The organism is Rhodococcus sp. NPDC060176 (genome assembly GCF_042728675.1).
Classification (GTDB): domain Bacteria; phylum Actinomycetota; class Actinomycetes; order Mycobacteriales; family Mycobacteriaceae; genus Rhodococcus_F.
The window spans coordinates 630,484-651,604 of sequence record NZ_JBHWYS010000003.1 but is presented as its reverse complement, the minus strand read 5'-3'; the positions used below and the strand labels follow the sequence as shown (position 1 = coordinate 651,604).

The 21,121-nt window shown below is 63.1% G+C and carries 18 protein-coding genes; 11 read left to right on the top strand and 7 right to left on the bottom strand.

Features of this window, described 5'->3' with window-relative positions:
- The first annotated feature begins 32 nt into the window (after window positions 1-32).
- Entirely contained in the window at window positions 33-806 is a 774-nt protein-coding gene (locus ACFWEM_RS17860) for a VOC family protein (RefSeq protein ID WP_378535512.1), read from the top strand.
- Between the two features lie 81 nt (window positions 807-887).
- Complete coding sequence (locus ACFWEM_RS17855) at window positions 888-2,042, top strand: alkaline phosphatase family protein (RefSeq protein WP_378535510.1); 1,155 nt, start codon at window positions 888-890, stop codon at window positions 2,040-2,042.
- Here ACFWEM_RS17855 and murJ read toward each other — a convergent pair.
- From murJ to ACFWEM_RS17835, 4 genes are all read right to left on the bottom strand, one after another.
- A complete protein-coding gene (gene murJ / locus ACFWEM_RS17850; RefSeq protein ID WP_378535508.1) occupies window positions 2,028-3,644 on the bottom strand; it encodes a murein biosynthesis integral membrane protein MurJ in 1,617 nt (538 codons plus the stop codon). The two genes, ACFWEM_RS17855 and murJ, sit on opposite strands and share 15 nt — an antisense overlap.
- A 116-nt stretch (window positions 3,645-3,760) precedes the next feature.
- Window positions 3,761-4,789: a beta-ketoacyl-ACP synthase III gene (locus tag ACFWEM_RS17845; RefSeq protein ID WP_378535506.1), complete on the bottom strand. Its 1,029-nt coding sequence runs from the start codon at window positions 4,787-4,789 to the stop codon at window positions 3,761-3,763.
- A gap of 161 nt (window positions 4,790-4,950) precedes the next feature.
- A complete protein-coding gene (locus ACFWEM_RS17840; protein WP_283307679.1) occupies window positions 4,951-5,592 on the bottom strand; it encodes a response regulator transcription factor in 642 nt (213 codons plus the stop codon).
- The gene (locus tag ACFWEM_RS17835) at window positions 5,580-6,818 is read right to left on the bottom strand and encodes a sensor histidine kinase (protein WP_378535503.1); all 1,239 of its coding nucleotides are present in this window, start codon (window positions 6,816-6,818) and stop codon (window positions 5,580-5,582) included. The genes ACFWEM_RS17840 and ACFWEM_RS17835 overlap by 13 nt, the downstream gene beginning before the upstream one ends.
- A 109-nt stretch (window positions 6,819-6,927) precedes the next feature.
- Here ACFWEM_RS17835 and ACFWEM_RS17830 point away from each other — a divergent pair, with 109 nt between their 5' ends.
- The 4 genes from ACFWEM_RS17830 (at window position 6,928) to ACFWEM_RS17815 (ending at window position 12,772) form a co-directional block, all read left to right on the top strand.
- Window positions 6,928-7,710: an ABC transporter ATP-binding protein gene (locus ACFWEM_RS17830; RefSeq protein ID WP_378535501.1), complete on the top strand. Its 783-nt coding sequence runs from the start codon at window positions 6,928-6,930 to the stop codon at window positions 7,708-7,710.
- Window positions 7,710-10,193: an FtsX-like permease family protein gene (locus ACFWEM_RS17825; RefSeq protein ID WP_378535499.1), complete on the top strand. Its 2,484-nt coding sequence runs from the start codon at window positions 7,710-7,712 to the stop codon at window positions 10,191-10,193. Before ACFWEM_RS17830 ends, ACFWEM_RS17825 begins: the two co-directional genes overlap by 1 nt.
- Window positions 10,194-10,214: 21 nt before the next feature.
- Window positions 10,215-10,847, top strand: coding sequence for a class I SAM-dependent methyltransferase (locus ACFWEM_RS17820; RefSeq protein ID WP_378535497.1), 633 nt, complete (start codon window positions 10,215-10,217; stop codon window positions 10,845-10,847).
- 89 nt (window positions 10,848-10,936) lie between these two features.
- Window positions 10,937-12,772 (top strand): acyl-CoA dehydrogenase, encoded by a 1,836-nt coding sequence (locus tag ACFWEM_RS17815; protein ID WP_347871955.1) that lies wholly within the window; start codon window positions 10,937-10,939, stop codon window positions 12,770-12,772.
- Window positions 12,773-12,857: 85 nt separating this feature from the next.
- On the opposite strand, the gene ACFWEM_RS17810 is transcribed toward ACFWEM_RS17815, so the two are convergent.
- Window positions 12,858-13,478, bottom strand: a complete 621-nt coding sequence (locus ACFWEM_RS17810; RefSeq protein WP_378535495.1) for a hypothetical protein — start codon at window positions 13,476-13,478, stop codon at window positions 12,858-12,860.
- Window positions 13,479-13,657: 179 nt separating this feature from the next.
- Here ACFWEM_RS17810 and ACFWEM_RS17805 point away from each other — a divergent pair, with 179 nt between their 5' ends.
- Both ACFWEM_RS17805 and ACFWEM_RS17800 read left to right on the top strand, forming a co-directional pair.
- Window positions 13,658-14,380, top strand: coding sequence for an ATP-binding cassette domain-containing protein (locus tag ACFWEM_RS17805; RefSeq protein WP_378535493.1), 723 nt, complete (start codon window positions 13,658-13,660; stop codon window positions 14,378-14,380).
- Between the two features lie 5 nt (window positions 14,381-14,385).
- Window positions 14,386-16,398: a YhgE/Pip family protein gene (locus tag ACFWEM_RS17800; RefSeq protein WP_378535491.1), complete on the top strand. Its 2,013-nt coding sequence runs from the start codon at window positions 14,386-14,388 to the stop codon at window positions 16,396-16,398.
- 2 nt (window positions 16,399-16,400) lie between these two features.
- On the opposite strand, the gene ACFWEM_RS17795 is transcribed toward ACFWEM_RS17800, so the two are convergent.
- On the bottom strand, window positions 16,401-16,973 hold the full coding sequence (locus ACFWEM_RS17795) for a nucleotidyltransferase family protein (protein ID WP_378448781.1): 573 nt from the start codon (window positions 16,971-16,973) through the stop codon (window positions 16,401-16,403).
- 64 nt (window positions 16,974-17,037) lie between these two features.
- Between ACFWEM_RS17795 and ACFWEM_RS17790 the strand changes: the two genes are divergently transcribed.
- From ACFWEM_RS17790 to ACFWEM_RS17780, 3 genes are all read left to right on the top strand, one after another.
- Window positions 17,038-17,283 carry a helix-turn-helix transcriptional regulator gene (locus tag ACFWEM_RS17790; protein WP_019747144.1) on the top strand — a complete coding sequence of 82 codons (246 nt, stop codon included), beginning with the start codon at window positions 17,038-17,040 and terminating at the stop codon, window positions 17,281-17,283.
- Window positions 17,280-17,768: a hypothetical protein gene (locus ACFWEM_RS17785; RefSeq protein ID WP_378535489.1), complete on the top strand. Its 489-nt coding sequence runs from the start codon at window positions 17,280-17,282 to the stop codon at window positions 17,766-17,768. The genes ACFWEM_RS17790 and ACFWEM_RS17785 overlap by 4 nt, the downstream gene beginning before the upstream one ends.
- Window positions 17,769-17,853: 85 nt before the next feature.
- Window positions 17,854-18,837, top strand: coding sequence for an LLM class F420-dependent oxidoreductase (locus ACFWEM_RS17780; protein WP_378535487.1), 984 nt, complete (start codon window positions 17,854-17,856; stop codon window positions 18,835-18,837).
- Between the two features lie 4 nt (window positions 18,838-18,841).
- Here the strand turns inward: ACFWEM_RS17780 and ACFWEM_RS17775 are convergent, their stop codons facing one another.
- A complete protein-coding gene (locus ACFWEM_RS17775; protein WP_378535485.1) occupies window positions 18,842-21,040 on the bottom strand; it encodes a VanW family protein in 2,199 nt (732 codons plus the stop codon).
- Window positions 21,041-21,121: the final 81 nt, after the last annotated feature.

The window sequence follows — 21,121 nt, the reverse complement described above, 5'->3', positions numbered from 1 at the left end:
GTGTATCCGTTTCGGTAAAGGAGAATTTTCAGATGCCCGCACGTACAGCGCTCGACGGAACTCCCTGTTGGATCGACCTGACCAGCTCCGACACGGCGGTTGCCAAATCGTTCTACACCAACGTGTTCGGCTGGCAGGCTGACACAAACGACGACCCGCAGTACGGGGGCTACGCGATCTTCAGCAAAGACGGGCAGCCCATCGCCGGGCTCGGCCCCCAGCAGGAGGGAAACCCGTACGGCGACGTCTGGACCACCTACATCTCCTCGGCGGATGCGGCGGCGTCGGCGTCCAAGGCCGAAACCGCGGGCGGCACGATCATGATGCCGTCGATGCAAGTCGGTCCTCAGGGCAGCATGGCGATCGTGGGCGATCCGGCCGGTGCCGTCGTCGGCATCTGGCAGGCAGATCAGCACCACGGCTTCGGTCTGGTCGGCGAGGCCGGAGCGCCGGTCTGGCACGAGACATTGTCCAAGAACTACGCCGCGGTTCTGCCGTTCTACACCGACGTGTTCGGCTGGACCTACGAGTCCATCGGCGACAGCGACGAGTTCCGGTACTCACAGGCCAAGCAGGGCGACACCGTCGTCGCCGGTTTGATGGATGCCAGTTCGTTCCTCCCGGCGGAGGTGCCGTCGTTCTGGCAGGTGTACTTCGGGGCGGACGACACGGATGCGGCAGTCGCCAAGGTCGTCGAATTCGGCGGCAGCGTACTGCGCGATCCCGAGGACACGCCCTTCGGCCGTCTCGCATCGGTTGCCGATCCTCTCGGTGCCAAGTTCCAGATCTCGACGATCATGGAGTGAAGGCCGGTTTCGAGAAGCGCAGATTTGAACACTCGCCCAGAAGGTATGCAGTTTTCTGCGTCCAACGCCTAATCTCATGGGATGCCCGCCCCCGCCCCTCTCCTCGATGTGTACTCGCAGCCGACACTGTCGACGCTTGCGCCGTCGGTACTCGCTTCCCTCGGAGTGAGTGGCGAAGCGAACCGTCTCGATCTGCAGCCCAGCAAGAAGACCGTCATTCTGCTGGTAGACGGGATGGGCGCGAATTTGCTCGCCCGCAACGTCGAACATGCACCATTCCTGAATTCACTCGCCGGAACGCCCATCCGGGCTGGATTCCCCACGACGACGGCCACCAGCATCGTCTCGCTGGGGACCGGTCTGCCTTCGGGAGCGCACGGCATCACCGGCTACCAGTCCTACGTCGAAGAAGCCGATTCGGTGTTCAACTGGCTGGGCTGGCACAGCGCGGGCAAGAAGGATTCGCAGACCGACTCCATCGTCCCGGAGACCTTGCAGCCGCAGGCCACGACCTTCGATCGCGCAGCGGCCGCCGGCATCACCGTCACTACCGTCGTTCCGTCGAAGTTCGACGGCAGCGGCCTCACCCGTGCCGGGATGCGCGGTGCCCAGTTTGCCGGAATCCAGGCATACGGAGACCTCCTCGCTCGCACCGTGGCGGCGTCGAAATCTGCCGACCGTACGTTCACGTACTGCTACATCAGCGAGATCGATGCACTCGGCCACGTCTACGGCCCCGAGTCCGAGCCGTGGATCTTCCAACTGATGCTTGTCGATCGACTGGTCGAACAACTCGCCACCGCTCTCGGTCCGGACGTGAGATTGCTGGTGACGGCTGACCACGGAATGGTCGACGTGTTGGACGAGAACAAGATCGACTTCGACAACACTCCGATTCTGTCCAAAAACGTACTCGCCCTTGCCGGTGAACCGCGTTGTCGTCATATCCACACCACAGAAGGCGCTGCACAAGATGTTGCGGACCGCTGGCGCGCCGAGCTGGGTGATCGCATGTGGATCGGGACGAGATCTGAAGGCATAGTCGCAGGATTGTTCGGGCCCGCAGTGCATTCCGAGTATCACGGGCGGATCGGCGATGTGATCGCCATTGCCTCCGGAGACGTAGCCGTCGTACGCCGATCTGTCGAGTCAGGACTGTCCGGCCTCCGTGGACAGCACGGTGCCCTCACCCCGGACGAACTGCTGGTACCGCTCCTGTCCTCAGGACAACAGTAGGGCTCGGGCCTGGCGAATCTCGGGAACACCGACCACCTTGCACGCGCCCAACAGGACAATGACACCAACGGCTGCACCCGACGACAAGGAAACAGCAGCAGCGAGTCTGGGCTCGGGGATGCGATTCTGAACCACCACAACCAGAGCGAGCGCACAACCGCCTGCCAGCACTGTCGCCGTCGAAATCCTGCCGACAGTGGCCCGCACGTGACGGAATCCCAACAGCCCATATCGTTTTCGAAGCAGGACATGGCCGAGCACCGCTCCGAACACGTAGGAGAACGAGCCGGCGGCGCAGACAGCCAGGATCAGCGTTTCGTCACTCGCCGACAGTGATGCAAGAAGAACGAGTGTCGTCTTGGCAATCACCATCACAACGGCAATCACGGCGGGAGTTCGAGTATCGTTGTCGGCGTAGAACACTCGTAGCTGAAGCATGACCATCGCAAAGGGCACCAGGCCGAATGCACTGACTGCAAGGGCCGTCCCGATCAAACGGGCACTGCTGCCGTCCACCCGGCCGAAGAAGATCAGAGTGGTCAACGAGGGGCCGAACACCATGAGTGCCACGGTGACCGGAATCAGAGCCACCACTGAATACCGGGCTCCGCGGCCGAGATCGGATACGACGCCTACGTCATCCCCCGCTGCAACTGACCTGGCGATTCGCGGCATCAGTACCGTCAACAGAGACACTCCGAGAATTCCGTATGCCACTTGAAACAGCAGATCCGCATGTGTGTACATCGAGTAGACGTGACGTGAGAGCGTCACCTTCATCGTCACCCACACCCCGACCTGACCGGCAACAACGTACATCAGAACCCACCCGAGCAACGGCACCCCGACGCGCACCGGTCGCCAGGTGTGCGGTACGACCCGCACGCGAAGGCGCCACCGAAACCCGTTGCGGTGCAGCGCTAGAGCAACGACAGCGGTTTGCGCCACGATCCCGAGCAGAGTACCGACACCGATCACCAGAACCTGCGCCATTGTCATCGACTCTGGAGTCAAAGCCACCGGACCCGGGATGCACAAGAAGACTGCGACCGTCACCAGAAGGACGACGTTGTTGATCACCGGTGCCCAGGCCGGCGCGCCGAACACCGATCGAACACTGAGCACAGCCGTCATCATCGCCGTGATGCCGTAGAAGAAGATCTCCGGCAGAAGTAGATACGCGAAGAGCGTCGTGAGCTCGCGTTGAGCCGGATCATCGATCACGGCCGAGACCAGCGGCGGCGCGCACACCACTGCCATTACTGTCACGAGAGCAAGAGCAAGCGCTCCCACAGTGAGGACGCGTTGCGTCTGCGCTCGTTCGAGCGCCCGCCCACGGAGTCGTTGCCGCGTCAGATACGGAAGCAGGACACTGGCGAGAATTCCGCCGAGTAGGAGCTGATAGACCATGTTGGGGAAGCTGTTGGCCGCGTTGTACGCATCGCTGACGAGGGCAATGCCCAGGACTGCGGCAAGGGCAAGGGTGCGGACGAAACCGGTGATCCGGCTGACCGTGCTGGCGAGCGCCACTTGCCCGCCCATTTTCGCCAAGCTGCCGCCCGTCTCACCCGTACGTTCGGACTCACCGACACTCTCGACCATCTCGCCAGGGTGCCATATCGCACGTTCCGGCGAGCCGGAGCGGAAACGACTGCCCTCCCGAAACGACTGAGCGCCCCGAACCGAAGTTCGAGGCGCTCAGTAGGTACGAGGGAAGATCAGGCTGATTCTGCCCCAGCCAACGGCGGCATGACGACAACCTGACCGGCGAAGGACAGACCGGCACCGAAGGCGAGAAGCAGGGCCTTGTCGCCCGGCTTGCACTCTCCGTCGCGCAGCATCTGCTCCATGGCGAGCGGGATCGACGCCGCGGACGTGTTGCCCGTCTCGGCGATGTCGTTGGAGACCGGGAATCCTTCAGGCAGCTTCATGCTGCGAGCGATGACCTCGTTGATGCGCTGGTTTGCCTGATGCGGCACAAAAGCGTCGATATCCTCGATACCCAACCCCGACTTCTCCAGGGTGCGAGTGGCGACCTTGCCCATCTCGAAGGCAGCCCAGCGGAACACCGCGGTACCGGCCATCTTGATCCACGGCCGAGGCCCGGTCGGGTTCTTGGTGTAGTCGAGCCAGCTCGGCTCCTGAACGATGGCGTCGGACTGGCTGCCGTCCGAACCCCACTCGACCGGGCCGATTCCGACGGTATCGCTCGGTCCGACGACAACGGCGCCGGCGCCGTCACCGAAGATGAAGCGAACGCTGCGATCGGTGGGCTCGGTGGCCTCGCTCATCAACTCGACACCGACGACGAGTACGTGATCTACGGTGCCACCGCGAACGAGGTCACTGGCCACCGCAAGGGCGGTACAGAAACCTGCGCAACCTGCTGCGACGTCGAACGCAGCCGGACCCTTGATACCCAGCTCATGGGCAACGATGGATGCGGCCTGAGGAGTCTGCAAGTCCCACGTCGACGTCGCGATGATCACGGCGCCGATCTGCTCGGGTGCAATGCCGCTGACGTCCAGTGCCTTACGGGCCGCGCTGATCGACATGGCGAGGATGCCTTCGCCTTCGCCGGAGAACCGGCGCGACTTGATGCCCGATCGCGTCTGGATCCACTCGTCGGTGGAATCGATCAGCTCGCAGATCTCGTCGTTGGTCACGACTCGCTCCGGGCGGTGAACGCCGAGCCCGAGAAGGACGGACTGCCGACCTCCGGCCACACTGGCAATCGGCTTACCCATTGATCGATCTCCTCGTTGGTTTCTGGTGATGACGCGCATTCGACATCACACGTTACGTACAGGACATAAGCCCCTGCCTCTCAGGTCACCGTTCGATCACGGCAACAACATGAGGCTCGCTCACGTTACGCTTCGGTCAGGTATGTAGTCCAGATCCTCGATCAGGCGCGCAAATGAGCTAGAACTGCCAAAACACGACGATGCCCGCTTTCCGAAGCCGACAGGCCGAGTTTCGCGAAGATATTTCCTATGTGCTTGCTCACAGCGGTGTCGCTGACGACCAATTTCCTGGCGATTTCCTGATTTCCCAGCCCCTCCGCCATCAGTCCGAGAACCTCGGACTCGCGTGGAGTCAGCGATCTGATCGGATCGTCGGCGCGTCGACGGCTCATCAGCTGGGATACGACCTCGGGATCCATCACCGTTCCACCGTCGACGACCCGGTTCAGCGCGTCGACGAACTCGGCTACCTTGCCAACCCGTTCCTTGAGCAAATAGCCGACGCCACCGGCGCCGCCTGCCAACAGTTCACCGGCGTAGCGATCCTCGACATACGCAGAAAGGACCAGGACGGGAAAGCCCGGACGAAGCTTGCGCACCTCGATCGCCGCTCGAAGTCCCTCGTTGGTGAAAGTAGGAGGCATCCGGACGTCGAGCACCGCGGCGTCGGGGGCGGTCTCCTCGAACACCGCGAGGAACTGTGTGGCGTCGGAGACGGCAGACACCTCGAAGCCCTCTCCGCGAAGCAGCAGTGCCAGCCCTTCACGCAGGAGAGCGTCGTCCTCGGCAATCAGAATCCGCACGGTAGTTCCACCCTCATCGTTGTCGGTCCACCCTCCGGGCTCTCCAGTACAGCGGTTCCCTCGAAAGCCTCGACCCGGCGCCGGATGCCCGCCACGCCGCCGCCCGGCCGTTCGTTCGCACCGCCGTGACCGTCGTCGATCACGTCGATAAGCATCGTCTCACCCGAAGAGTCGGCAGACGTCTCCGTCCTTGCCGTGACGGTGACGCTGCGCGCTCCGCTGTGTTTTGCGACGTTGGTCAAAGCCTCGGCGACGACAAAATACGCGGCAGCCTCGACGGCAGCCGGGGCACGGCGGAGATCGTCGATCTCGAGCACACAGGGCACACTGGAGCGCCCCGCGAGCGCGGAGATCGCGCCCTCGAGGCCGAGCTCGTCGAGGATCGGCGGATAGATGTCGTGCACCAACGTGCGCAGTTCACTCAACGCCTCGGTCGCGGCATCTTGCGCCCGATGCAGTTGCGGCAGAGCCTGGTCCGGGTTGATCTGCAACGACCGCTCCGCCATCCCCAACATCATCACCACCGCGACCAGACGGTTCTGCGCACCGTCGTGCAGATCGCGCTCGATGCGTTTGAGTTCGGCCGAATGTGCGTCGAGCGCTGCAGCGCGGCTGGCCGTCAGGGCGGTGACGCGCTTCGAGAGGTCCGAACGCGTATCCGGCGCAAGCAAAGTCGTGGTCGACCAACTGATCCACTTCGCCATCGCGGGGATCAACCACCACGCGATCAGGAAGTACAGGATGCCGATCAACGGCATCCCCGCAGCGCCCAACCACGACGTCACGGGGTACGGGTTGTTGACGGGTTCGCCCGCGGGCATCTGCTGCCAGTACAGCGGGACGGCAATCGCATTGAGTGCACCGAGTGGCAGAGCAATGGTCAGCATCGCGGCGACGAAAGCACCCAGACCATGAATCGACAACCATGCCGCGTCGCGCCTCGTCGACTGATCGGTAAGGAACCGGCGCCAGTCCCCGAATGTCGGATTGCTGGGCATCGGTGGGTATCGCTGCAGAACAGGGCGCCCGGTGTACGCAGCAGTGCGTTTGCGAGCCAGGCCGGCCCACCACCGGAGCACTCGCACGTACGACGGCAACACCAACCAGCCGACGATCAGAATCGAGAGCGACAAGAGAATGAGACCGACCATGAGCAAGAACAGGGAAACCACAGCTGCCGCACCCTCGACGAGCACGTACACCGCAGCCCTGGTTCTCTTCTTCACTGCCCCAGCATGCCGCACCGCACCGCACGATCCACTACAGCTGGCTACACCATTGATTCGGGACTCTGCTGGATGTCGACGAATGCCGAATCTCCATAGCGTTCTTCCCATGAAGAATCGACACTCGGTCCTCGCCCCGCCGGCTTCTGGTGCCACGGGCGCTCGAACATCTGCTGTACGCCTCGAAGGAGTCAGCAAGATCTACGGCAACGGCCGCGGCGCCGTGACCGCCCTCGACAACATCAGCCTCACTCTGCCGCGCAGCACCTTCACCGCCGTGATGGGCCCGTCCGGATCAGGTAAGAGCACTTTCCTGCACTGCGCCGCGGGCCTCGACCGACCGAGCAGCGGATCGGTGTGGTTGGGCGACACCGAGATCTCACAGCTGAAACCGAAGGCCCGCAGCATCTTCCGACGCGACCACATCGGTTTCGTCTTCCAGGCCTACAACCTGCTCGGCGCTCTCGACGTCGAGCAGAACGTCACGCTCCCCCTACTCCTCGCCGGACGACGAGCCGACAAGCAGTACCTGACCTTCGTCCTCGAATCCGTCGGACTCGGATCGCACCGCAAGCGCAAACCCTCCGAACTGTCCGGCGGTCAGCAGCAACGCGTCGCCATCGCGCGCGCCCTCGTCACCCACCCCGACGCACTCTTTGCCGACGAACCGACGGGCGCCCTCGACTCCCGCAGCGCCAAGCAGGTTCTGGAATTGCTGCGCCGAACGGCCGCCGAGTTCGACCAGACCATCGTCATGGTCACGCACGATCCGGTGGCCGCGTCGTACGCCGATCGTGTGCTGTTCCTCGCCGACGGGAAACTGGTCGGGCACATCGACCGCCCGACACCCCAGCAGATCGCCGAGCGCATGACACACCTCGGGGACTGGTGATGATGAAAGCGCACACGTTTGCCCATCTGAAAGCGCATCGCTCCGGTTTCGTCGCCGTGTTCGTCTCCGTATTCTGCGCGGCTCTCCTCACCTGCGGTCTGGGTGTGCTGCTGGAATCCGGAGTGCGAGGCGGAGTCTCACCACATCTCTACGCCGGCGCCGACGCCGTGGTCAGCGCACCGCAGGCACTCGAGGTCAAGGAAGATGCCGATCAGCCTTTTGCCGAGAGAGTTCTCCTCGACGGTGATGCGGTCCGCAAGCTCGAGGCACTCGATGTCACGGTGGTTCCCGACATCTCCGTCCCTGTCAGTACAGCCGAGGGCGTCGTACTCGACGCACATCCTTGGAACACAGCACAATTGGCGCCGTACTCGCTCGCCGAGGGTCGCGCTCCGCAGAGCCGCGACGAGGTGGTCTCGACCACCGGCGCCGCGCTCGGCGAGCGGATCATGCTGGCTCACGGCGGCATAGTGGACGAGTACACCGTTGTCGGCACAGCAGATTCGTCTTCGGTGCCCTCACCCGACCGTCCGGCACTGGTCTTCCTCGACGACGCAGAGGCCGAACGGTTGTGGCCGCACCAGAACTCGGTCACCGCAGTCGGATTGATCGCCCCCGAAGGCGTGAATGCCGCCGCTCTCGCTCGCGAGGCACTCGCCGGGACCGACGCCGAGATCTCGACCGGCACCGCACGCGGAGGCATCGAATTCCTCGACGCCGGTGCTGCGCGGACTCAGTTGATCGTGCTCTGCGCCTCGTTTGCGGGTCTTGCATTGATGGTCAGCATGTTCGTCGTGTCCAGCACGTTGTCGCTCTCGATCAACGCCAGGCGCCGAGAGTTCGCTCTGTTGCGTGCAATCGGAGCCACTACTCGGCAAGTCCACGTCATGATCGGGCGTGAAGTGCTGCTCGTTGCTGCTGCGGCGGCAGCTCTCGGCGCGGTGCCCGGATACCTGCTCGCCCGAGTTCTGGGCGCACAGTTCGCCGATGCAGGGGTCATGCCCACGGATTTCGCGTTGGCGTACAGCCCGCTTCCTGCCATCGCGGCCTTCCTGATCTGCGTACTCACTGCCCGCGCGGCGGCTGCGATCGCTGCCCGTCGGCCGGCAAAGCTCGACCCTGTCGAAGCACTCCGCGAATCCGAAAGCGGCCCGGCGAAACTGGGCCGAGGACGCATCATCACCGGGCTGATCTTCGGCGCCGCCGGCCTCAGCGCGTGCATCCTCCCGGCCTTCCTGCCCGGCAGCGTGGCAGCCGCCGGAGCCGGTTCGAGCGCACTGCTGTTGATCTTCTCGGTCGCGCTGCTCGGCCCGTTGTTGGTGCGCGGCATCATCAAGGTTCTCGGCGGCCCGCTGCGCCGTAGCCGATCGGCGTCGAAAGTTCTCGCCGCGGCCAACGCCGAATCCAACTCGAGGCGACTCTCGTCGGCCGTTGTCCCCTTGGCTCTAGCAATCGCACTGGGCTCGGTGCAGTTCTTCAGTCAGAGCACCGTCGCAGCCGAGGCGACCAACCAGTCGATCAAGGGCGTCACCGCAGACCTGATCGTCGGCGCTCCGGCCGGTATCGCTCCCTCTCTCCTCGACTCGATTGCAGCGGTGCCCGGTGTGAGTGCGGCAAACCCCGTGGTGCGCAGCCAGGTCTTACCGGTACCGAGTGGCGAGGAAGGCGGCTCAGCCGACAGCGCGATCGCGGCCCAGGGCATCGACGCCGACAGTGCCGCCGCGACCCTCGATCTCGCGGTGACCGAAGGCGACCTGAGCGCTCTGACCGGCGATACCGTTGCCGTGAGCGAAGACGGCGCTTTCACACTCGGAGCCAAGGTCGGCCAGCGCGTCGACCTCTATCTGGGTGACGGAACGCTGGTGCATCCGATGGTCGTCGCAAAATACGGTCGCGGCCTCGGATTCGGGGACGTGACCATGCCGATCGAGACTTTGCGTCAGCACTCCACCGACGCTCTGATCGACACCGTTCTGGTTGCTGCCGAACCCGGACGGTCGGCTGAAGTACAGCAGTCGTTGCAGTCTTTCCCCTCGATCGCCGCGATGAACCAGGACCAGTTCGGAGCCGCAGGCGAAGATCAGCGACGTATGCAGTCGTGGGTCAGCATCCTCGCCGTCCTCGTCCTGCTCGGTTATCTGGCCGTCGCCGTCGTGAACACTCTGGTCGCCGCCACTGCCGAGCGTTCCCGCGAGTTCGCGCTCCTGCAGCTGGTGGGTTCGCGGACGAAGCAGGTCCGAGCGATGATGCGCATCGAATCGTTGATGGTGGTGGGAATCGCCGTCGTGGTCGGATCGCTGATCGCCCTGCCGCCGCTGATGGGCATCGCCGTGGCGGTGTCCGGGCAGCCGATCCCGGCGATCTCACCGGTGATCTACGGTTCCATCGTCGCCGTGACCGCTGTTCTGGGATTTGTCTCCATCGCGATCCCGACTCGCGCGGCCCTGCGCAAGAACCCGATGGACGGCGTCCGCAAGAACTGAGTGCCACTACCGTCGTCATCTATGGATGCGGCCGCCTGGGACAAGAAGTACGAAGAATCCGAGCTCGTCTGGGGCGCACCTCCCAACGAACTACTGGTGGAATACGCAACGGCCCTCCCCCATGGCCAGGCACTGGACCTGGCGTGTGGCGAGGGCCGTAACGCGTTGTGGCTCGCAACCCGCGGTTGGCAGGTCACCGGCATCGACTACTCGGCCGTCGCGATCGAGAAAGCCCGCACGATCGCAGCCCGCTCACCCCGATCGGTCCTCGACCGGCTCGACTACCGATGCGGCGACGTCACCGTCGCGGATTACCCCTCCAGAAACGGGCAGGCATACGACTTGGCCCTGCTTCTTTACCTTCATCTACCCGCACCACAACGCACCCTGGTTGTGAACCGTGCCATAAATTCTCTGAAACCTGATGGAATCCTCATGATTTTGGGTCACGACCGAAGCAACATCGACTACGGCGTCGGCGGACCGAAAGATCCCGAAATCCTCTACACCCCAGAAGAATTGATGCAGGAGTTCCAAGGAAAGCTCGAGTTCGAGATCGCCGGAAATCCCCACAGGCACACCGAAACGGGACTCGCGGTCGACGCGCTTGTCATCGGACGCAAATCCGGTGTTGGCAATGCAAAGAACGGCTAGTAACATGTATTAAGTTACCGACGAGTAATAAACTTCGGGCGGTACTAGGAGTGCTGGACCGCACCACCTCACTGGGAGAAGCAGAAGACATGGGCCATTACAAGAGCAACGTTCGGGACCTGGAGTTCAACCTCTTCGAGGTTCTCGGACTGGAGAAGCCACTGAGCGAAGGCGCTTGGGGCGACCTGGATGCCGACACTGTCCGCAACATGCTGGCAGAGGTCGCACGCCTGGCCGAGGGACCGCTGGGCGAATCTTTCGCCGACGCGGACCGCAACCCCCCTGTCTTCGATCCCGAGACACACACCGTTGCACTGCCGGAATCCTTCAAGAAGTCTTTCAAGGCTCTCTGGGACGCCGAGTGGTACCGCATGGGACTGAGCGAAGAGGTCGGCGGCGTGCCGGTTCCCCGCTCCGTCGTGTGGGCCATCGGCGAGCTGATCCTGGGCGCACAGCCCGCAGCGCACATGTACCAGGCCGGACCCGCCTTCGCGGACGTGCTGTTCAACAACGGCACCGAAGAGCAGAAGAAGTGGGCCGCCACCATCGTCGAACGCGGATGGGGCGCCACGATGGTCCTCACCGAGCCCGACGCCGGCTCCGACGTCGGTGCCGGACGCACCAAGGCAATCAAGCAGGACGACGGATCCTGGCACATCGAGGGCGTCAAGCGCTTCATCACCTCGGCCGACTCGGACGACCTGTTCGAGAACATCTTCCACCTCGTTCTCGCTCGCCCCGAAGGCGCCGGACCCGGCACCAAGGGCCTGAGCCTGTTCTTCGTCCCGAAGACGCACTTCAACTTCGAGACCGAAGAGTTCGGCGAGCGCAACGGCGCCTTCGTCACCAACGTCGAGCACAAGATGGGCCTGAAGGTCTCCGCCACGTGTGAGGTCACCTTCGGCGGCCACGGCATCCCCGCACAGGGCTGGCTGGTCGGCGAGGTCCACAACGGCATCGCCCAGATGTTCGACGTCATCGAGCACGCTCGAATGATGGTCGGCACCAAGGCAATCGCCACCCTCTCCACCGGCTACCTCAACGCTCTCGACTACGCCAAGCAGCGTGTGCAGGGCGCAGACCTGACCCAGATGACCAACAAGGCCGCGCCCCGCGTGACCATCACGCACCACCCCGACGTGCGTCGTAGCCTGGCAATGCAGAAGGCATACGCCGAAGGCCTGCGCGCGGTATACCTCTACACCGCAGCACACCAGGACGAGGTTGTCGCCAAGCTCGTCTCGGGCGCAGACAAGGACACCGCGTTCCGCGTCAACGACCTGCTGCTCCCGATCGTCAAGGGCGTCGGCTCCGAGCGTGCGTACCAGTACCTGACGGACAGCCTGCAGACCCTCGGCGGCTCCGGCTTCCTGCAGGACTACCCGATCGAGCAGTACATCCGCGACTCCAAGATCGACTCGCTGTACGAAGGCACCACGGCCATCCAGGCTCAGGACTTCTTCTTCCGCAAGATCGCCCGTGACCGCGGCGTCGCGCTCGCTCATGTTGCCGGACAGATCAAGACCTTCATCGACAGCGAAGCCGGCAACGGCCGTCTGAAGGCGGAGCGCGCACTGCTCGCCACCGCACTCGAAGACGTCCAGGCCATGGCTGCCACGCTCACCGGCTTCCTCATGGGAGCTCAGGAGCAGCCCACCGAGCTGTACAAGGTCGGCCTCGGCTCAGTCCGATTCCTGATGTCCGTGGGCGACCTGCTCATCGGCTGGCAGCTGCTCCGTCAGTCCGAGATCGCTCTCGCAGCACTCGACAACGGCGCTTCCGACAAGGACAAGAGCTTCTACGAGGGCAAGGTCGCCATCGCGTCCTTCTTCGCCAAGAACGTTCTGCCGGAGCTCACGGCTTCGCGCGAGATCGTCGCGAACACCGAGAACGACATCATGGAGATCGACGAAGCAGCATTCTGATTCGCTCCTGATTCATGAAAAGTGCCGGTCCCGAGAACGTTTCGGGGCCGGCATTTTTATTGTCAGCGCTCGGTGTCGCCTGCGATCATCTGCGCTCGATGGTGGGGCAACTGATCTGAGCGGACAGTACCGACGTCGTCGGTTGTTCGCCGGCTCTCGCCGCCGTGCCGGTCATTGCGATTGCCAGACGCGTTCGGTCCGAGGAACCGGTCATCTCGAAGGGCGAGTCGTCACTGATACCGAAGGACACGAACTCTCCACTTTGATCGGAGAACTTTACTATCGCTCCGGATCGCCCTTGCTCCGGACTCTCGTTCACCATGACGTACAAGTGAAAATCGCGTCCCGGATATTCGCCGCCTCCGTCGTATTCGTAGAACGAACTCGTATGCACCTCGTACGTCCATTGACGGTAGCCAGTTGGAGTGGCATCTCCGGAACCTGTTTCGAGACACGTGACAGATCCGGGCACCGAGACTTTGGCAGCGCCCGTCCAAGCACCCGACAGCTTGATCGCTCCGTATGGCGCATCCTCGGCAGGCAAGGTCGGAACAGTCGGAGGACCAGCAGCCGGATTGCGTCCGGTGAACGCGAAACGCTCTTCGCTGGACACGAACGGGCGCGACTCGCGCTCACCGGCACAGGAGACAGCCGACAGGGCGGCCATGACAAGCAACACGCACATACCGCGTCTACGAACCGGCACCTCGACTCCCCCTGTCCGTTTCCAACAGAATACATACCGTTCGGTCTCCAAGTTGTCAGACGTGTCCGACACATCCCGTTCGTGAGACCGCTCGCCCCCTACCGATGTGATTGGGTGAGCACGAACGTCCACTGAACCAGCACTCGGTTCCTTCGAAGGCCGAGTAGATCAACAGACAGGTGATCATCGTGGTCGCACCAGAGCACGCACAACCCGATTACGCCCCCGACCTGGCATTGACTGCCACGGAGTTGGCGCTCGACGGCCCATGGGGGCCGGTGTTCGGACCCGTCAATCTCGAGATTCGTGCGGGCGGTGTGACCATCCTCGAAGGCTCGGCCGGTTCAGGACGTACGTCCTTACTTCTGACACTCAGCGGGCGAATGAAAGCCAGTTCCGGATCGCTCTCCGTCTTCGGCCGAACCCGTCCCCGTGAGATCTTCGAGATCGCCGGGGTCGCCGGGTTCGAGGACATCGACGAGTTTGCCGAGTCCGTCACCGTTCGCGATCTGATCACGGAGCAGATCCGGTGGGACGCACCCTGGTACAAGCTCATCGGACGTGCCGGAGATCGAGAACTCGAAACCGTGTGTGCCCCTGTCTTCGGTGACCATCCGCTGCCTGCACTCGGCCGATATGTCAGCGACCTCGGCGAACTCGAGGCGACCCTGCTGCGTATCGCCGTCGCGAACACGAAGAAGCCGGCCCTGCTGGTCGTCGACGATCTCGAACAGGTGCGGCGTGACTCCGAGCGCGCATATCTCGTCGAGCGACTGGTCGAGATGGGGAGCTACCAGACCATCATCGCGTCGACCGTCAACCCGCTGCCCGACGGATCACCCATCGATGCCGTCACCTTGCTCCAAGAAGTCACCAATCCCGACCAAGAAGGGGCGAGGTAAACGCGATGCTCGCTGGAATGTCTCTCGGAACCGAACTCAAGCGGTTCTCCCGCGGCGCGATGCCCAGGATTGCACTCGTCACCATCATCTTGATGCCGCTCCTGTACGGCGCGATGTACTTGTGGGCCTTCTGGAATCCGTTCGGTGAGGTGAACAAGGTCCCCGTAGCTCTGGTCAACACCGACCGTGGCGCGATGGTCCAGGGGCAGGAACTCAACGCGGGCGACGAGGTCAGCCAAGCGCTGCTCGATTCCGGTGAGCTCGATCTCCACCTGGTCTCACAGCAGGAAGCCGCACAGGGAGTTTCGGACGGCACCTACTACTTCTCTCTGACTCTGCCCGAGAATTTCAGTGAGGCCGTTGCATCCCCGACCTCCAAGGACCCCCACAAAGCGCAGTTGCAGTTCACCTTCAACGACGTCAACAACTACCTCGGCACCATCATCGGTCAAAATGCCGCCCAGCAGGTCCTCAGCCAAGTCAGCGACAAGATCGGAGCGCAGTCGGTCGAGACGGTTCTCGTCGGATTGACCGACGCGGGTGCAGGTTTGAAGCAGGCCGCCGACGGAGCGCTCCAGCTCTCGGCCGGAGTGAACACAGCCAACGCCGGAGCCGGCGAATTGGCGTCGGGCTCGAAAACGCTGGCCGACAACATGGTTACCGCACGCGACGGTGCAGCCACTCTTGCCGGCGGTACAGCGCAACTCTCGACCGGTATCAACACCGCCACGGACGGTGTCCTCGCACTGACCGACGGTTTGGGGCAGCTCGATCTCGGAGCCGTCCAACTGGGCGACGGCGCAAGCCAACTCAGTGGTGGCGTCACCCAGGTCGTCGACCAACTGAGCGTCCTCGGGAACACACAGGCAGACGTCGCACAGCTGGTCGGGCAGGCCGTGGCCAGCCTTCGGCTGAACCCGGATCCCGTCAGCCAACAGATCGCCAATGCCCTCGCGCCTGCCCAGGACATGCTGCGCACTCAGGGTTTCGGTGAAGCGACCATGGGCCAACTGGGCGAACTCAAGAGCGGTGCACAACAACTCGCTTACCAACTCGACGATCCGTCGAGCACCTTCCGAGCCGGGCTCAATGCCGCGGCCAACGGCGGCGGTGAACTCCGCAACGGTCTGGTGCAGCTTCGTGACGGCGGTCAACAAGTCAACGACGGCGCTCAAACCCTCAGTAGCGGACTGGTTCAACTCACTGACGGCAGCGTCCAACTTTCCGACGGTGCGGCCAAACTCGCAGACGGCACCGAGCAACTCCGTGCCGGATCCTCCGAACTTGCAACCAAACTCACCGAGGGCGCGGGCCAGATTCCCAGTTGGACCGATCAACAGCGAACCGCAACCGCTCAAACCCTCTCCAGCCCGGTCGAACTGCAGGAAACTTACGAGAACCGGGCAAGCACCTTCGGCACCGGATTTGCTCCGTTCTTCCTGCCCCTCGCGCTGTTCGTGGGCGGCATCATCACCTGGATGCTGCTCAAGCCGCTCCAGAACCGGCCCATCGCAAACGGTCTCGGCGCGCTGCGAGTGGTCCTCGCCTCGTACTGGCCGGCACTGCTCATCGGCATCTGCCAGGTGATCGTGATGTACCTGGTCGTGCACTTCGCCGTCGGTCTGCACCCCACGCACGCCCTCGGTACCGTCGGGTTCCTGATGCTCATCACCGCCACCTACATGGCGTTGATCCAGGCGTTCAACGCCATCTTCGGAGTATCCGTCGGACGCGTCATCACCCTGGCCTTCCTGATGCTGCAATTGGTTTCGGCCGGCGGCATCTATCCCGTCGAAACCACCGCGAAACCGTTCCAGATCATCCACCCGTTCGACCCCATGACCTACGCGGTGAACGGGCTACGACAACTCACCGTCGGCGGTATCGACTCGAGGCTGTGGGTCTCGATCGCCGTCCTCGGTGGCCTTCTCGTCGCCTCACTCGGCGCCAGTTCACTTGCCGCACGTCGTAATCGGCAATGGACCATGGACAGGTTGCATCCGCCGATCGAGGTCTAAGTCTAGGTCTCGGGCCAAGGCTCCACGGTCAGCGCAGGCCATTCCCTGCGCCACCGTGCCGCCTTGGCCTCGTACACCTCTCGCGGCGCCAGCACCGGGTTGGGGCGGACGATCATGTCGAAGAGATCGTCGTATCCATGCGGGGCATACACGTCCACGGTGCCGCTTGCTCCCTTGGTGATCCCGAAACAGCAAGTTGTGGAGGCGAAGTGGTCGATGGCGTCGCGGCAACTGGTGAACGGAACGCCGGGAATGCCGAAATGCTGCTCGTACCACAGGTGCACGCGGGCTTCGTTGCGTACTTCGACGTCGGCATCCACATCGGCGAACAATTCTGCGGCCGAACGAATCACGCGATCTTCCGCCTCGTAGCTCAGATCATCGGCGTCGAAATAGAAGAGGTCGTAGTCCTTGATTCCGGCTCCCGGGTCACGGCCGTCGATGTGATTCCAGACGGTTTGAAAAAGCCCACCTGCGGTCAGGTACCACTCAGCCAACTCCAACTTCGGCGCCCGATCCACGATCGTTGCGACCACCGGATTTGCCAGGGCGATCTCGAGAAATCGTTCACGCATGCCGTCAGCTTTCCATATGACAAGCAAACTTGACATCATCTGACAAGTATTCTTTACTTTTCCCATGACTGGCAAGGCTGGCGACAACAATGTGCGGGAGCACCGACGCCTCGCCGGCCTCACCCAGGCGCAACTGGCCACAGCAGGCCAAGTGAGCAGACAGAGCATCGTCTCCGTCGAACGCGGCGACTACGCACCGAGCGTCTACCTGGCACTTCGCCTGGCACTGGCGCTGGGGACCACCGTTGAAGCACTCTTTCCCCTACCCGAATCGGCACTCACCGCAGAAATTCCAGAGGAGACGGCATGAGCACCATAATGAAGGCAATGCGGTTCGTCGGAGATCTGGACGACGACTTCTACAAGGACGAGCGTCAGCGCGACGTCTGGAACGAAGCCTCGGCGGTGGGACTCCAGAGTGTCTTCTGGGCAATATTCGTCAGCTCGGCGATTCTGCCCTGGGTCGCCGGCCGAACAGGGGCGTGGATCTCGCTCGCGCTGCTGATCGTTGCGTTGTTCGGCTCGTTGATCACGATCATCTATGCACTTCGGTGCGACGTCGATGTCTACGTATTGTCCAACTACAACCGCCCCCGGGTCGTGATCGGCATCGCGCTGTACCTCGTCGCCGCAGTCGGCATCATGGCGCGTCTCAAATTCGATTCCTACGAAGAATCGTCTACCTGGGTCGGCGCTCTCGTCGGCGGAATTGTCGGTGGCGGCATCGCAATCGCGGCAGTCAAGCTTCACCAGCAGCGAGCCAAGCGACGCGAAGCGGCCGAAGAACTTCTCTGAATTCCGGAAGTCTGCCCAGCACAACAGAATCCATAGAGTTGGTAAAATCGTGCCAGGTCAACCGATCGCGAGTAACGTCGAAACGGTGAGCACTCGCCTCGGATACCAGATGCCCAACTTCAGCTACGGCGGTCCGGTCAAGGACCTCTTCCCCACCGTCATAGCGCAGGCCCGCGAAGCCGAAGCCGCAGGCTTCGACACTGCATTCGTGATGGATCACTTCTACCAACTCCCCGGAATCGGAGCCCCGGACGCCCCGATGCTCGAGGCCTACTCCGCGCTCTCCGCGCTGGCGACGGCCACCGAGACCATCCAGTTGTCTGCACTGGTCACGGGAAACACCTACCGCAATCCGCCCATGCTCGCCAAGACCGTCACCACCCTCGACGTGGTGAGCGGCGGTCGGGCCATCCTGGGCATCGGCGCTGGTTGGTTCGAACTCGAACACAATTCGTTCGGATACGAGTTCGGAACTTTCACCGAACGCTTCGAGAAACTCGACGAAGCACTGCAGATCATCGCGCCGATGCTCCGCGGGGAGCGTCCCACCTTCGACGGCAAGTGGTACCACGTCAAGGACGCCATCAACGAGCCCCGAGTCCGCGACGACCTGCCGATCCTGCTCGGTGGCGGCGGCGAGAAGAAGACGTTCGGGCTCGCCGCTCGCTTCGCGGATCATCTCAACATCATCTGTGACCCGTCCGAACTGCCGCGCAAGATGGAAGCACTTGCGGCACGCTGCGACGAAGCCGGCCGCGACCCCGCGACCCTCGAGACCAGCTTCCTGACGTTCATGATGATCGACGAGGACGGCGACAAGGCTCGCGCGCATCAGCGAACGTTCCTCGCAGAGCGTGGTCTCGACATCACCACGGCGCCGGAAGACGTCGTCGCCAAGGCCACCGAGCGTCATTTCGTGGGCAGCCCGGACGACGTCGCCGAGCAGGTTCAGACGCGCATCCTCGACCACGGCATCGACGGCGTCGTGATCAACCTGATCACCAACGGCGAAGAGCCAGGCATCGTCGACCTCGCGGGCCGCACTCTCGGCCCACTCGTCGGCAAGTAGTCCCCTACTCGCACTTCACGATCGGCACCGGGTCGTACTTGACGGTCCGGGTGTTCGAGGAAATCTCGGCGCCACTCGCGTGGTCGGTGATCACGCGAGTGTCGCTGACCGTGAATCCGGGCGCACCGCTCGAAGCCACACAACCAGGCCCCTCCGGCAACGTCACGGTGTTCGGTGACGTCGGCGACGTACGCGGGCCGGTCGTCGAAGCGACATCGACGGTTTTGGTTCCCCAGATCCGAACGGTGATGTTCGACGACGTCGCAATCGTCTCGATCATCACGCCGGTCTTCGCCGGATTACGGAACTGCAAGTCGATCGCACCATCGAAGATGGTCGCCTCACGCGCCTCCGGGTACCGCGAGATGTAGTAACTGTGCTCGGTGTGCGCGACGTCGTCCATGCCGGCGAAGTACGTCGCGTTGTAAAGCGTCGTCGCAAGCTGACTGATACCGCCGCCGACAGCCTTGTCCGGCCGACCGTTGTTGATGATCCCCGACTCGACGTATCCCTGAGCGGCACCGCGCGGACCGGTGTATTCGTTGAGCGAGAACGTATCTCCGGGCTTGATGACCGCACCGTCGATCTCCGACGCCGCCAGGCCGATGTTGACGCCAGACGCGTATTCGAAACCACCGGTGGTGAATTCGCCGATCACCTCGTTGATGCCGAGTGCGTTCGCGGCTTCGGTGGTCAGCGCCGGCGGAACCGGTCCGTACACGGCAGGGGTTGCCCGAGAAGCCGTGCTGCCCAGCAGAACCGGGAGTTCCTTGACCGTGTCCGGCCAGTTGATCAGATCTCCGACAACACCAGGCACAACCGTCGGCTTGCCACCGGCGAAGGTGAACGACGCGTCCTTGGGTTGCACTTCCGTCGACACCAACTGCGGAGTCAGAATCTTGATCGCGGCATCCGTGTTGTACTGCGGAGTCAGCCCACCCGAGCCGTCGGGTGTGAAAGTCAGCACCTCGCCGATCTGATCGACGCCGAGCGTCGCGACCTTGCCGTCACGGCCGTTGACCACGACGTCACCCGAGACAGCTGGAATGGCGATCTCCTGCAGTGCGCGATCGACACCAGCCTGAGTGACCGTCACCGGAACCTCGTCGACCGGAAGATCGACGACGCCACCATCGGACCATTCGGCGGCGAAGGTGGCGCCCGCCTGCTGCGCTTCGAGCGCCTGGCCAGCGGCGGGCGAAACACCCGTCGCCTTACCGTCCTCGAACACGACTGCACCTTCGACGGGCGCACGATCGCTGTTCGCCGCAAGCTGCGACATCGAGGCGTCCAACGCCCCCTGGTCGACGGTCGACACGACCGGAACCTCGCGGGAGCCGAAGAACGACGTGATGCGGGTGATCGGGTTGATGGGCTGAGCGTTCACGCCCGACAGCGTCGCCGACCAGTCGACGTCCACACCCGCAGATGCGGGAACGATCTCGGAGTCGACGCCGCCGGCATGTACGGCTACAGGTTCGACGAGCCTCGGGCCGAGTTGGGCGCGCAGCGTGGCCTCCGCGTCGGCGGGCGTGAGATCACCGATGTCGACCCCGGCGACCTGCGTGCCTCGGGGAGTTTTCCCGGACGAGGTGAAGATGTCCACTCCGTAGGCAATCACTGCGACGGCAAAGATGGCGCCGACTGCTATCGCCGGTTTGACCCACTTGCGGGAAGACGCCGGAGCGGGCGCCACTGGTCGCTGCGGTGGCGGGGGTGCAATTACCTCTGGTTCGCGGACAACAGGCTCGTACTGCTGCTGGATGGGTTCGAATTGCTGCGTGTCGTACTGCTGCACGAACTCGGGGCGCGGCGGCTTCGGGGGAACCACCACTGCTGGAGGCTCGAACTGCTGTGTCTGCTCGTCGATGGCTTCTGTCGCCGGAGCCGAGTCGACTACTTCCGTCGGCGGTGCGTCCTCCGCTGGGACGACAGGGATGACGGTGGTGACCTCGTTTGCCGATTCGTCGTTTGCCGGCTCGTCGTTTGCCAGCTCGTCGATTGTTGGCTCGACGTCGGTCAGCTCGTTTGGTGCTTCGGCCGGTTCAGGCTCGACTGGTTCAGGCTCTACTGGCTCAGGCTCGACGACTGGCTCGGTGTCGTCAGCGGTCTGGGGTTCCTCGACCGACTCGAGTTCCTGTTCTGGGAGGGACGAGTCCTCGCTGTTCGTCTTCTCGACGGACGGACCCTCTTCGTCACTCACCTGTTGGCTCCTCGCTGCATCAACCGTCGCTGCGGCGCTCACCGACAACTCAACACAGGATATCCGGACATACGAGAGCCC